Annotated in this window: 11 protein-coding genes; 4 read left to right on the top strand and 7 right to left on the bottom strand. The window is 59.9% G+C overall.

Annotated features, from left to right (window positions below; genetic code table 11):
• Positions 1 to 73: 73 nt before the first annotated feature.
• Both AC13QO_RS02850 and AC13QO_RS02855 read right to left on the bottom strand, forming a co-directional pair.
• A complete protein-coding gene (locus tag AC13QO_RS02850; RefSeq protein WP_488539861.1) occupies positions 74 to 1072 on the bottom strand; it encodes an ABC transporter permease in 999 nt (332 codons plus the stop codon).
• Positions 1073 to 1106: 34 nt separating this feature from the next.
• Positions 1107 to 1784 carry an ATP-binding cassette domain-containing protein gene (locus AC13QO_RS02855; protein WP_245362101.1) on the bottom strand — a complete coding sequence of 226 codons (678 nt, stop codon included), beginning with the start codon at positions 1782 to 1784 and terminating at the stop codon, positions 1107 to 1109.
• Between the two features lie 306 nt (positions 1785 to 2090).
• On the opposite strand from AC13QO_RS02855, the gene AC13QO_RS02860 reads away from it, so the two are divergent.
• A complete protein-coding gene (locus AC13QO_RS02860) occupies positions 2091 to 3071 on the top strand; it encodes an NAD-dependent epimerase/dehydratase family protein (protein WP_488539862.1) in 981 nt (326 codons plus the stop codon).
• A 48-nt stretch (positions 3072 to 3119) separates the two neighbouring features.
• Complete coding sequence (locus tag AC13QO_RS02865; protein WP_085779087.1) at positions 3120 to 4109, top strand: sugar-binding protein; 990 nt, start codon at positions 3120 to 3122, stop codon at positions 4107 to 4109.
• A gap of 42 nt (positions 4110 to 4151) precedes the next feature.
• On the opposite strand, the gene AC13QO_RS02870 is transcribed toward AC13QO_RS02865, so the two are convergent.
• Entirely contained in the window at positions 4152 to 5027 is an 876-nt protein-coding gene (locus tag AC13QO_RS02870) for a LysR family transcriptional regulator (protein WP_285195606.1), read from the bottom strand.
• Between the two features lie 127 nt (positions 5028 to 5154).
• On the opposite strand from AC13QO_RS02870, the gene ampC reads away from it, so the two are divergent.
• Together ampC and AC13QO_RS02880 are read left to right on the top strand one after the other, a co-directional pair.
• The gene (gene ampC / locus AC13QO_RS02875) at positions 5155 to 6309 is read left to right on the top strand and encodes a class C beta-lactamase (protein ID WP_488539863.1); all 1155 of its coding nucleotides are present in this window, start codon (positions 5155 to 5157) and stop codon (positions 6307 to 6309) included.
• A 370-nt stretch (positions 6310 to 6679) separates the two neighbouring features.
• Complete coding sequence (locus tag AC13QO_RS02880; protein WP_488539864.1) at positions 6680 to 7660, top strand: NAD-dependent epimerase/dehydratase family protein; 981 nt, start codon at positions 6680 to 6682, stop codon at positions 7658 to 7660.
• A gap of 229 nt (positions 7661 to 7889) precedes the next feature.
• On the opposite strand, the gene AC13QO_RS02885 is transcribed toward AC13QO_RS02880, so the two are convergent.
• From AC13QO_RS02885 to AC13QO_RS02900, 4 genes are read right to left on the bottom strand one after another with little or no spacing between them, the layout of a single operon-like run.
• Positions 7890 to 9257, bottom strand: a complete 1368-nt coding sequence (locus tag AC13QO_RS02885; RefSeq protein WP_488539865.1) for a glycosyltransferase family 2 protein — start codon at positions 9255 to 9257, stop codon at positions 7890 to 7892.
• Complete coding sequence (locus tag AC13QO_RS02890; protein ID WP_488539866.1) at positions 9250 to 10434, bottom strand: glycosyltransferase family 2 protein; 1185 nt, start codon at positions 10432 to 10434, stop codon at positions 9250 to 9252. The genes AC13QO_RS02885 and AC13QO_RS02890 overlap by 8 nt, the downstream gene beginning before the upstream one ends.
• Positions 10434 to 11735, bottom strand: coding sequence for an ABC transporter ATP-binding protein (locus AC13QO_RS02895; protein WP_488539867.1), 1302 nt, complete (start codon positions 11733 to 11735; stop codon positions 10434 to 10436). Before AC13QO_RS02895 ends, AC13QO_RS02890 begins: the two co-directional genes overlap by 1 nt.
• The gene (locus AC13QO_RS02900; RefSeq protein WP_488539868.1) at positions 11732 to 12580 is read right to left on the bottom strand and encodes an ABC transporter permease; all 849 of its coding nucleotides are present in this window, start codon (positions 12578 to 12580) and stop codon (positions 11732 to 11734) included. The genes AC13QO_RS02895 and AC13QO_RS02900 overlap by 4 nt, the downstream gene beginning before the upstream one ends.
• Positions 12581 to 12592 lie beyond the last annotated feature (12 nt).

Raw genomic sequence — 12592 nt, forward strand, 5'->3', positions numbered from 1 at the left:
CGCGCCGAGGCCTTTCGGATCCGCTCGCGCTTCAGTTCATTGTTTACGCATGCTGCTGTCGAAGAACCGCAGCCTATTCGCTCTGCCTGAAATTCCGGATCCGATCGAACAGCACCGCCAGCACGATCGCGCCGCCGATAAAAGTCCCCTGCCAGAAGGCGTTGATGCCGAGCAGACCGAGGCTGTTGCGGATCACTTCGATCAGAGCCGCACCGACCAGGGCGCCGAAGGCGGTGCCGACGCCGCCGGCGAGATTGGCGCCGCCAATGACGGCGGCGGCGATGACCTGCAGTTCCATGCCGGCCCCGATATTGGTGGTGACGGCGCCGAGCCAGCCGGTCTGGACGATGCCGGCAATGCCGGCCGACAGCGCCGAGATCATGTAGACGACGACCTTGATGCGACGCACCGGAACGCCGGTCAGTGTCGCGGCGTGTTCATTGCCGCCGATGGCGAAGATATAGCGGCCGAACCGCGTCCAGCGCAGCACGAAGCCGGTCAGAAGCGCCAGAATGATCATGTAGAGGACAGGATTGGCGATGCCGAGAAACCAGGCGCCGCCGCCGAGCGCCAGGAGCTTGTCGTGATCGGGACCGAACTGGAAAACGACGGTGTTGTTGGAGGCGACCATGGCGAGGCTGCGCGCCACTGACAGCATGCCGAGCGTCACCACGAAGGGCGGGAAATCAAGATAGGCGATCATAACGCCATTGAAAGCGCCGACAACAAGCGCCGTGCCGATCGCGGCCGCTATGCCGATTTCGATGCCGTAACCGGCATGCATGGTGACAGCCAGCACCATGCTGCAGAGGCAGAGCACCGAGCCGACGGAGAGGTCGATGCCGCCGGTGATGATGACCAGCGTCATGCCGAGCGCGATGATGGCGACGAAGGTGACGTTGCGGGTGATGTTGTAGAGGTTCTTCGCCGTCGCAAAGGAATCCGTAGCAAAGGACAGGAAGAGGCAGGCGAGGATGACGGCGATCAGCACCCAGAAGGTCTGACTGCCGACGAACTCCGAAAGCCGGCTTCGCTCTCTCTGCGCAATCGTCTGATCGAGGGTAACTGCCATTGCTGACCTTCTTTTCTGCCCAGTTCCACGCCGCTCAAACCTGTTCGATGGCGCCTGTTATGAGACCCGTCACTTCCTCCGGCGAGCTCGCCGCAATCGATTTGTCGGCGACTTTCCGGCCGCGGCGCATGACGATCACCCGATCGGCGACGGTAAAGACGTCGGGCATGCGGTGACTGATCAGCACGACCGCGATGCCGCGATCACGCAGCTCGCGGATCAGGTTCAAGACCTCCGCCACCTGGCGGACCGAAATCGCAGCGGTTGGCTCGTCCATCAGCACGATCTTCGCTTCCGACAGCATGGTGCGACCGATCGCCACCGCCTGCCGCTGGCCGCCCGACATCTGCTTGACGAGGTCACGCGGGCGGGTTTCCGATTTCAGCTCCTTGAAGATCTCGCCGGCGCGCCTGTACATCGTCTTGTAATCGAGCACGCGGAACGGACCGATGCCGCGGCGGAGCTCCCGGCCGAGGAAGACATTGGCGGCGGCCGTCAGATTGTTGCAGAGCGCCAGATCCTGATGGACGATCTCGATGCCATGCTGGCGCGCCTCGACCGGCCGGTGCATGACGATCTCCTTGCCGTCGAGCCGCATCGTGCCCTCGCTCGGCCGAAAGTTGCCGGCGATCATCTTGACCAGCGTGCTCTTTCCCGCGCCGTTGTCGCCCATCAGACCGACGACCTGGCCGGCTTCGAGCGTAAACGACACATCGTTCACCGCCTGGATGGCGCCGAAATGCTTAGAAATATTGGTGAGCTCGAGAACCGCTACCAGCCGACCACCCTCCCCTGATGCCGCAGACCTGCCGTCCGGACCTGCTGGCCGCCAGACGCCTCGATCTCGCTTTGCCGATCTCCTCCCGGAAAGCGATTATGCTCATTTATGCAAAAGCCTGAAGAATGGTCAATCAATTGTCCGCGCCAAGCGCCTGCCAAAGCAAAAATCTACTTCGCCGCGCAAATACAGATTGACGCCGGAAACGGGTAGATATTAGCTGTTGCTGGGAGAGAGAGCATGCTGATCCTTGTCACCGGGGCTACGGGCAAGGTCGGGCGGCGCTTCATAACTGAGCTGCTTGACGAGCCAAGATTTTCCAAAGCGCGCATCCGCGCGCTGTGTCACAATCGTGTGCTTGAAGAAACCGATCGTATCGAGGTCATCAAAGGCTCGATCGCCGACAGCGCCGTCGTGACAGCGGCGATGGCGGGTGTCACCCATGTGCTGCATCTCGCCACCTGCAAGGAAACGCCCGACGATGTGATGGATGTTACCGTCAAGGGCCTGTTCTGGCTGCTCGAGGCCTTCCGCACCAGCCCGACGGCGAAGCAGTTCATCCTCATCGGCGGCGATGCCGGCATCGGCCATTTCTTCTATCGTCACGACGGGCCGGTGACCGAAAAGACGCCGCATCGCGCCTATCCCGGCTGTTACGCGCTCTCCAAGGTGCTGGAAGAGGTGATGCTCGAGCAGTTCGCCATCCAATATGGCATCAACAGCTGCTGCCTGCGGGCGCCCTGGATCATGGAGAAGGACGATTTCAAATATACGCTCTCCTTCGGCGACGATGTCTTCGGCGGGCCGGACTGGAAGAGCCTGGTGCCGCCGGCCGATGCGGCGCGTTACGCGCGCGACGGCACTGTGCCGCTGCTGCGCGATGCCGACGGGCGGCCGCTGAAGCGCAATTTCGTCCATGTCGACGATCTCGTCTCAGCGATTCTGGCGGCGATCGACAATCCGCGCGCCGTGGGGCAGCTTTTCAACATCGCGATGGATCGGCCGGTCGATTACGGCGAGGTCGCCGCCTATCTCGCCCGCACGCGCGGGCTCGGCTCCATCGACATTCCGAGCGAATATCACTCGAACTGGATGGACAACAGCAAGGCCAGATATCTGCTGGACTGGAAGCCGGTCTACGATCTGGAAAAGCTGATCAATTCGGCTTGGGACTACCAGCGTTCGAAGGAGGAGCCTCGGGTCGTCTGGTATCCAGGTTGATAACGCGGCGGGTGCAGAAGCGCCCGTCCTTTTTAATGGGAGGAAGCTATGAGGAAGGCATTATTGCTTACAGCTGCAGTCCTGGCGTTGACGGCCGGTCAGGCCCTTGCCGCCAAGAAGCAGCTGGTCATTGTCGTCAAGGGCCTCGACAACCCGTTCTTCGAAGCGATCAACCAGGGTTGCCAGAAGTGGAACAAGGAAAACGCTTCGGCCGAATATGAATGCTTCTATACCGGCCCGGCATCGACCTCGGATGAAGCCGGCGAGGCGCAGATTGTCCAGGACATGCTCGGCAAGGCCGATACGGCGGCAATCGCCATTTCGCCCTCCAACGCCAAGCTGATCGCCCAGACGCTGAAGACCGCCAATCCGAGCGTGCCCGTCATGACCCTTGATGCCGATCTTGCCGCGGAAGATTCCGCGCTGCGCAAGACCTATCTCGGCACCGACAACTATCTGATGGGGGCGCGGATCGGCGAATACATCAAGAAGGCCAAGCCGAAGGGCGGCAAGATCTGCACCATCGAAGGCAATCCCGGCGCCGACAACATCCTGCGCCGCGCCCAGGGCATGCGTGACACGTTGAGCGGCAAGAAGGGACTCGACGCCCTTAAGGGTGAAGGTGGCTGGACCGAGGTGGCGGGCTGCCCGGTCTTTACCAATGACGACGGCGCCAAGGGCGTGCAGGCGATGACCGACATCCTCGCCGCCAATCCCGACCTCGACGCCTTCGGTATCATGGGCGGCTGGCCGCTGTTCGGCGCTCCGCAGCCCTATCGCGACCTGTTCAAGCCGATGGCCGACAAGATCGCCAAGAACGAGTTCGTCATCGGCGCCGCCGACACCATCGGCGACGAAGTGGCGATCGCCAAGGAGGGCCTGGTAACCGCGCTCGTCGGCCAGCGGCCTTTCGAAATGGGCTACAAGGCGCCGACTGTGATGATGGACCTGATCTCGGGCAAGAAGGTCGATGATCCGGTCTTTACCGGGCTGGACGAGTGCACCAAGGATACGGTCGACACCTGCATCCAGAAATGACGCCGCGTTCGGAGCGCCCATTCCGGTGGGCGCTCCCCTGGACTACCTTTCGATCTCCGAAAAGATCCAGTCGGAAAAAGCGCGCATGGCCGCCGTGACCGGCCGCGACTGCAGGCGCGTCAGCCAATAGCTTCCGAGCGAGATGGCGGTGGCGAAAGGCTGCACGATCGCGCCCGAGCAGAGGTGCCTTGAAAACATCGAGGGCGGGGCGAGCGCCACGCCAAGCCCCTGGAGGGCCGCCTCCATCATGCCGACGGAGGAATCGAAGACGATGCCGGCATTGACCTGGGCGGCCGGCTGGATGCCCGCGGCCTGAAACCAAGTGCTCCACTCATCCGTGCGGTAGCTGCGAAGCAGCGTCGCTCCGGCAAGGTCTGCCGGTGATCGGATATCATCGGCCAGTTTCGGGGTGCAAAGAGGCGAAAGCGGCGCTTCGAACAGGCGCTGCGCCTCAGTGCCGTGCCATGAGCCGCTGCCGAAGCGGATGGCGAAATCGAGCCCTTCCGCCGCCGGATCGACGCGGTTGTTGTTGGTGGAAATGCGCAGATCGATGAAGGGATGCCGGCGCTGGAAGTCCGCAAGCCGCGGCAGGAGCCAGCCGACGGCGAAGGTTCCGACGACACCGAGGAACATGAGTTCGCGCACCTGCCCGGCCTCAATCCTGTCGAGCGTCGTCGCCATCTGGTCGAAGGAGGCGGTGACCGTCGGCAGCAGCGCTTCGCCTTCCGCGGTGATCTTCAAGCCGCGGGGAAGGCGCTGGAACAGCGCCACCCCCAACCGCTTCTCCAGGCCCTTGACCTGCTGGCTGACGGCCGCCTGGGTGACGCAGAGCTCGATTGCAGCGCGGGTGAAGCTCAGATGCCGCGCAGAGGCTTCGAAAGCCCTGAGGCCGTTCAGGGGAAGGAATTGCCGAACCATGTGAGCCCTAGAAATTCTTGTGGCTGTTGCGAGATATCATCGTTTGCGGTCATAAAACAGGGCAGCTAATCCCCTCCTCGGCGCATTTTTTGCGCTGCATCGACCTGGCGATTTGGAGATGATTGATATGAAGAATGTGGGGATGGGAATTTTATCGGCCGCTTTGATCTCGGCATTCACTTGCGCAAGCGGCTTTGCCGCCGATGCCGCGAAAGTGAGGGCGATCGCCGACGCTGCGATCAAGCCGGTCATGGAGAAGAACGCCATCCCGGGCATTGCCGTCGGCATCACCGTCGATGGAGAGCAACACGTCTTCACTTATGGCGTCGAATCGAAGGAGACCGGCCGGCCGGTGGCGCCGACGACGCTGTTCGAACTCGGATCGATCAGCAAGACTTTCACTGCGACGCTGGCATCTTACGCTGACGCGAAGGGCGGGTTTTCGCTTGACCGCAAGGTGAGTACATATCTGCCGGCGATGAAGGGCAAGCCGTTCGGCGATGTCGTGCTTATCAATCTCGCTACCCATGCCGCCGGCGGATTTCCGCTGCAACTGCCCGATGACGTCAAGACCGAAAAGCAGCTGCTTTCCTATTTCGCCGCCTGGCAGCCCTCTTATGCGGCGGGGACGCAGAGAAGTTACGCCAATCCGAGCATCGGCATGCTCGGCTATATCACCGCGAAGGCCATGGGCGGCGATTTCGCCGCCCTTATGGAAGGCAAGCTGTTCGCCGCTCTCGGATTAGAGAGCACTTATATCAATGTGCCGAAATCGCGGCTGGCCGATTATGCTCAAGGTTATAAGCGCAATGGCGAGCCGGCGCGGCTGACGCCGGCCCTGCTCTCCTCGGAAGCCTATGGCGTGAGATCGACGGCCGGCGACATGATCCGCTTCGTCGGCGCCAATATGGGCCTGGTCAAGCTCGACGGAACACTGCAGCAAGCGATTACCAGTACCCATACCGGATATTTCAACGTCGGGAAGATGACCCAGGATCTGATCTGGGAGCAATACGCCTATCCCGCCACGCTGGCGAGCCTGCTCGAAGGCAATTCGCCCGCGATGCTGAAGACCATTCCGGTTTCTGAACTGCGGCCGCCGATGATGCCGCATGACGACGTCTGGATCAACAAGACCGGCTCGACCAACGGGTTCGGCGCCTATGTCGCCTTCATTCCGCAGGAGCGCCTTGGAATCGCAATTCTGGCTAATAAAAACTATCCCAACGAGGATCGGATTGCCGCGGCCTATCGAATATTGACCGCACTTACGGCCGACTGATCGGAAATGGGCGCAATCGGCCTGACGAACGCCAAAGCGGCTGTTCACCCGTCGGACCCTTGAAGCACACGGAGCAACGCTCTGAATCAACGTGCTCGTCTCGAGTCCGACTTTAGCCCGATGCGCGACCGCGCCCTTGTGATAGACCCTTGGCGACCGGACATGCTGTGGCCGAGCCGGCTGCGGCGCATGTCCAACGACCGCAATCTCGCCCCCAGTACACAGGGCGCCGCTACTACCGGGAGTAATGCAAATTAATAATTAAGATTAATGCGCGAGTATTTCCTAGAATTTCTTGAAGCAATTGCCAGTCCTCATAGGGAATGCTAATAGACAACTACCTTTCTTGAAGTCATCAGGGGCAATGCAAATGAAAACTGTATTGATTTCGGGCGGAGCTGGTTTCATCGGATCGCATCTGTGCGATCGACTTCTGCTTCGGACTGACGTTCAGAAACTCGTTGTTGTCGACAATCTTTGGACCGGACTTTTCGAAAACATCGAACACATCAAAGACCCGCGTTTTCACTTCGTGAAATCGGATGTCGAAACCTTGCAGACTTCCGATAAATTCGACGAAATCTACCATCTCGCCTCTCCCGCATCGCCGCCCTGGTATATGAAGGAGCCGAAGCGGACGATTTCCGCCAATCTTCTCGGGGCAATGCGGCTTCTCGATCTCCTGAAAAAGGGGGGTCGTTTCGGCTTTACCTCGTCTTCCGAAGTCTATGGCGATCCGCTCGTCTCGCCGCAGCCGGAATCCTACAAGGGCCAGGTCGACTGTACCGGCCCACGCTCGTCCTACGACGAGAGCAAGCGCTGCACGGAATCGCTGCTGTTCGAGATGCAGCGCACCCAGGGGCTCGACGTCAAGGTCATCCGTCCCTTCAACATTTATGGCCCGAGAACCCGCGCCGACGATGGGCGGGCGGTCTCCAACTTCATCACCCAGGCGCTTTCGGGCCGCCCGATCACGGTGTTCGGCGACGGTCTGCAATCCCGCAGCTGGGGCTATGTCGACGATATCGTCGACGGTTTCGCCCGCTATTTCTGGATAAACCAAACCGACTATAAGGGGCCACTGAATATCGGCAACGATCGCGAGATTTCGGTTCTCGAGGTCGCGCAATATGTCTCCCGCCTCGTCGGCGGCGCGCCCATCGTGTTCGAGCCGTCACCCCCGCAGGATCCCACCAACCGGCGGCCGGACCTCAGCAATGCGAACTACGTCATGCCCGAGTGGTCGTGTAAGATCAGTTACGAGCAAGGCGTGGCCCGGACGCTCGAATGGTTCAGGGAAAAAATGAAGGCCGAGAAGCAATCATCACGGCTGCGCAGCGCGCATCGTTGATGCTGACGGCTTGGGGCGGCTCGCGGCCTTTCGGACGCGCGAAGGGCGCCGATATTCTGAACCCGCGCATCGTGCTTTTCGAAGATCGATCTCGATTTAGGCTCGATGTGCACGGCTCAAGGGTTCGATCGAGAGTGTGTTGATGCGGGTACCAATTCCGTCTGATCTCAAGAATATGAATTTTCCCGTACCCATTCACTATCTCGCCTCGGCTGCAGCAGTCCGGCCGCTACGATTTACTCGTATTTTCATCGAGTGCTGAACGCAATTTCGCCTGCATCCACTGGAGGTGCTGCTCGAATGTATGCGCGCGGAAACTGGGGTTATTGAGGAAGTTCAATGTTAAGTCCGACAAACGCGTAGGGACGTTGTTCGGCAGAGCCTGCCATTCGGCAAGCGCCACAGGAAGATATCCACGTATTGCCTGACGGTTCAGCCACGGACGGAGGTGCCGTGCGTCCCACGGTTCGGCACCGATCTGGTGACACATGTCGCCGACGAGTATCGTCCCATTCACGATACGAGCAGCAAGAGGTCGATGTTCCGCCAGTATAGCTTCGGCTGCCTCAAGGCCTTGGTCCAGATTGATCTCGAGCACCTCGATTTCGTCGGCCGAAGCAGTCGGATCCGGCGGAAGCCGCCAATCCTCACCCAACACTTCGGCGGCGCCGCGAAGATAATGATATCCATTGAGCTGCCGCTCTACCTTCTCATAAAGCCTACGAAGGCCAGCCTTTTCCAACGTTTGGAGGACGCGTGGGCCAGCCTTGACGAGGGGGTCAAGGACAGAACCGGCTCGGGTGGCGATGATCCTTCGCAGACGCTTCTTCCACCCCTTTCTTCCGGCAAACCGATGGATCTCGAGCAGCCGCTGTATGTCGGGGTGCTTGCGAGCGATCAAGGCATCGGAGCGTCCCTCCTGATGCCTGCGCACCATCTTTCCGGTGAGTGTCATCGTCTGATGTTCGAGATGATAGCCGAATGCGTCGGGAGCAAAACGAATTGGAACTCCCTTTTTGATCACACGTAGACCAAATTCGAAGTCTTCTCGTGCACGGGCGAATTGAGGATCGAGCCCGCCCATAGCGTGAAACAGTTCCGCATCCAGCGACAGGTTTCCTGTCAGCACATCGGTAAAAGCGAACCGATGTCCAGGGAGGGAGACGCGCTCGAAGTGCCTCGTCCACCATTCGCGGGCGCTGAGGCGGAAGCGGTCCTTAGCAATGTGCGGAAGTGGCGGATAGGGGCCTATCACTACGCCCCCGGGGTGGCGCTGATGTTCAGCCACATGCGCCGCCACGAAATTGGCCCCCGGCTCGATGTCGTCGTCAAGGAAGATCAATAAACGGCCGCTCGCGACCTGCGACCCCGCATTACGGGCGAGTGCCGGACCGACGCCCGGCAACGACAGGGTTCGAAGGGGAACGCGGGTACGAAGCGACGCAAGCATTGTCGACGTGTCGTCCTCACACCCGTCAGCCACAACCAGGATTTCGAATGCGGGTGTCCCATCGCGCTGAGCGTCGAGCTTTCCCAGAAGCGACTTCAGCATGGCGGCACGATTATGCGTTGGTATGATAACGCTGATGTCAACCATTCTTATGCTCTGCCTTCGCTGCTCGCGCCCGCGCGCGCAGATAACGGACCGGGCCGCTCGCAGCCCCTCTGAACTGGGTTAAGGCGTCGTTGTAGGGCAGGCTGAATTGGTGTGTCTGTCGACGTTGAAAAACTCGCCGAAGAAGCCTGACGTAGGAACGAACCATGCGAGGGAGCGCACGCGGGTTTCCCTCGAACACGAGGGCCTTCGTCAAGATGGCGAACGATGCAGCCTCGTAGCCATACATCTGCTGCTGCAGTTCCTCGCTTGAGCGACGATGGCGGTGCCAGTTCAGAGCCTCGGGATCGTAGATGATCCGATAACCGGCTTCGAGTACACGCCGGAACATGTCCGTGTCGCCGCCCGCCAGGCTGAGGGTTCCAGCGTCGAGGGCCTCGTCGAACCACCCTACCGCGTCAACTATGGTTCGGCGCAATGCCATATTGACACCGGCACCCGCATGCCATCCGGTGAATGGGTCCAGGTTGTGGGCGTCGTAGACCTGACGCCTGAAGCCACGGCAAAAACCGCCAAAATGTTGAAATGCGATCTGCGAGTCCGTTTCCAACTCTGCCGCCATAGTGAGGCCGGTTGCGGCCAGTACCAGGGGGTCCTCAAAATTGCGAAGCAAGGTTCTAAGCCATAGCGGGTCGGGGACGGCATCGTCGTCGATGAACGCTACGACGTCTGCTTCTGCGTTGCGAAGGGCAGTGTTGCGCGCGACGTCAAGACCAGGGCGCGGTTCGCGCAGATATCTCACAGTGTTGAAGCGGCTGACTAAATCTCGCGTGGCGTCGTTCAATGGGGCATTGTCGACCACGAGGATATCGGCCTTATCGGGCATAGCCAATAGCCCGATGAGGCAGCGCTCCAGATCTTCGGTACGATCGCGCGTGCAGATCACGACGGAAGCTTTCGGTAGCTGACTTGGACTCGGCGACGGGTCAGGAAGGGCCAGCCAATGCCTTAACCAAGCCTCGAACACCGACGAACCGGCCGCAGACAGAATCCGGTCCTTGATTGGCGTCTTCCCGCCATCGGTGTCGAAGGCGATCACAGCTTGGCCGCACGGACGACCGGCGACCCTGATCAGCACAAGTGCACCCTGATAGTCACCCGTCGGTTCAAAATCCGGCGGAAAGTCGAGAATGTCGATGTCTCGAACGGCAAGGCGCATCAGGAGTTCGGATCCGATCTGGGCTGACCCAATGAGCCGTGGTCCGACGAGGCCGCGGCGGGGCGCGACTGCACCTGCTGCCACAGTGTCGGAGGATTCAGCATACCCTTTCTTGGGCCGGGTCCGGTCACGGCGAGCGGATAGACTTCGGCATGATAATCGTAAACCTGCTGCCAATCTGCCGAAAAAAGGCCCACCGTAACGCGATAGTCGCCTGGAGCCAGGTCGATTCGATTGAGTGTTGTTTCGATGCGCACCGTGTCCGAGTCTACGACAGGGGCGAATTCGGCCAACTTGCTGTCGATCTCGAAGCAGCACGTATCGTCCGCAGCGTAGACGCCGATGACGATAATGGCATTGCGATCTCTGACGGCACCGACATAGGTAAGTGAAATCGACAGCCGGTCGCCCGCAGCGATGGTGCTTGTCGGGATGCTCTGCTCGTTCAGCAACGCTACGGCTGTGATCTGGAGTTCGCCATTGCCGAACCGGCTGACCTGCGGCACCAGTTCAACGGGCAATTTTGTAACGGCGAACTGTTCGTGCTGGACGCTGGCGACCTTCGCCTCGACCGCCGAGGTATAAAGCGGCAGCATTTCGTCGATTGGCCCGTAGCCCACAACGCGACCGGCTCTCAGGAATAGCACGTGATCGCAGATTTCTCTTATCTGCGAGACGTCGTGTGACACGAAGAAAATAGTGGCGCCGCCATTCAGTATCTCCTTCACTCTTGCAATGCACTTCTGCTGGAAGGCTTGGTCCCCCACGGCGAGGGCCTCGTCGATAAGCAAGACGTCCGGGCGCACATGGACTGCCACGGCGAATGCCAGGCGCATGCGCATTCCGGTGCTGTAACTACGAACCGGATTCTCAACCGCCGCCTCCAACTCGGCAAAGGCTACAATCTCGTCAAATCGCTCGGCAACCTCGGTCCGCCGCATTCCCGCGATAACCCCCAGCAGAAAGATGTTCTCGCGCCCAGTCAAATCGTCGGTCAGGCCCGCCCCGATGTCGAGCAAGGCGCCAATTCGACCCACCACCTTGATCTGCCCTTCGTCGGGACGACCAACGCCGCCGATCAGACGCAGCAAAGTGGACTTGCCGGCCCCGTTTAGGCCCACCACGCCGACAGCTTGCCCCGGCGTAACCGCAAAGCTGATGTGGCGCAGGCCCCAAAAGCTTTTCGACTGTACCACGGACCGCCCGGACAAAAGGTAACCCTTCAAGGTGGTGGAGCGCGCCCCCCCTTGCGCGCGGTAGCGCTTGCCGACGTCGTGGACGATGATGGCGCCTTGCCTCATAGCTCGTCCACCAGGCGCGCGCTGCCACGCTCGACCAGCCAAATGCCGATAAAAAGCATCGGCAAAGAAATCAGCGCAGTCTTCCAATAGATAGCAACCGGAGGCCACGCGTGTTCGACGAAAATGGCGCGGTAGCCCTCGAGAATCCAGGCCATCGGGTTCCAGGTGTGAATTAAGGCCATCGGCTCACTCGCCTTCAGCGGGCTGTAGAACACAGGCGTCAGGTAGAAACCCAGCATCAAAAACACGCCTACCAAATGTTGAGTATCGCGGAAATGGACATGCGCAATCGCAACAAGATAGGACAGACCCATCGTGAACAGCGCCTGCGCAAGGAACACGAGTGGAAGTGCCGCGATGCTTAAAGCAAGGCCCCCGGTCTCGATAAACGAGATAATGAGGAGGAGTGGCAGAGCGAGCAGAAGGTGCACTGCTTGTGTGATGACTGCGACAACAGGAAGTATCCCGATCGGAAAGCCCGGCCGGCGCACCAATTCGCTGCTGCCGGTTATGGAAGTTGCCGCTGCGGGTACCGCAGCGCTGAGCCAGCCCCAGGCCAACACGCCGGAAAAGACAAAAGTGGTGTAGTAGGGAATATTTAAGGGAAGGACGTGACGAAAGATCAGGGAAAAAATCAGCAGCTGGCTCAATGGCCGCATCAAGGACCAGCCGAGGCCAATTGCGGATCTTTGATATCTCATCTTCAGATCGCGAGCCAGAAGTGCTAACAGCAGATCGTTCCATTGCAGACAGATGTCAATCAAGCGCTTGCACTGATCACGACGCCTGTATTGGTTCCGTCGCTTCGCGCGATCAAGCGCTTGATCCTTGAGATGCTCAGGCATTTCGGCTCACTT

Source organism: Rhizobium sp. CNPSo 3670, assembly GCF_057784555.1.

Excerpts from the sequence above, each read along its gene's own strand:
- AC13QO_RS02850 (WP_488539861.1), bottom strand. The coding sequence starts at position 1,072 with ATGGCAGTTACCCTCGATCAGACGATTGCGCAGAGAGAGCGAAGCCGG.
- AC13QO_RS02860 (WP_488539862.1), top strand. The coding sequence starts at position 2,091 with ATGCTGATCCTTGTCACCGGGGCTACGGGCAAGGTCGGGCGGCGCTTC.
- AC13QO_RS02865 (WP_085779087.1), top strand. The coding sequence starts at position 3,120 with ATGAGGAAGGCATTATTGCTTACAGCTGCAGTCCTGGCGTTGACGGCC.
- AC13QO_RS02870 (WP_285195606.1), bottom strand. The coding sequence starts at position 5,027 with ATGGTTCGGCAATTCCTTCCCCTGAACGGCCTCAGGGCTTTCGAAGCC.
- ampC (WP_488539863.1), top strand. The coding sequence starts at position 5,155 with ATGAAGAATGTGGGGATGGGAATTTTATCGGCCGCTTTGATCTCGGCA.
- AC13QO_RS02880 (WP_488539864.1), top strand. The coding sequence starts at position 6,680 with ATGAAAACTGTATTGATTTCGGGCGGAGCTGGTTTCATCGGATCGCAT.
- AC13QO_RS02885 (WP_488539865.1), bottom strand. The coding sequence starts at position 9,257 with ATGGTTGACATCAGCGTTATCATACCAACGCATAATCGTGCCGCCATG.
- AC13QO_RS02890 (WP_488539866.1), bottom strand. The coding sequence starts at position 10,434 with ATGCGCCTTGCCGTTCGAGACATCGACATTCTCGACTTTCCGCCGGAT.
- AC13QO_RS02895 (WP_488539867.1), bottom strand. The coding sequence starts at position 11,735 with ATGAGGCAAGGCGCCATCATCGTCCACGACGTCGGCAAGCGCTACCGC.
- AC13QO_RS02900 (WP_488539868.1), bottom strand. The coding sequence starts at position 12,580 with ATGCCTGAGCATCTCAAGGATCAAGCGCTTGATCGCGCGAAGCGACGG.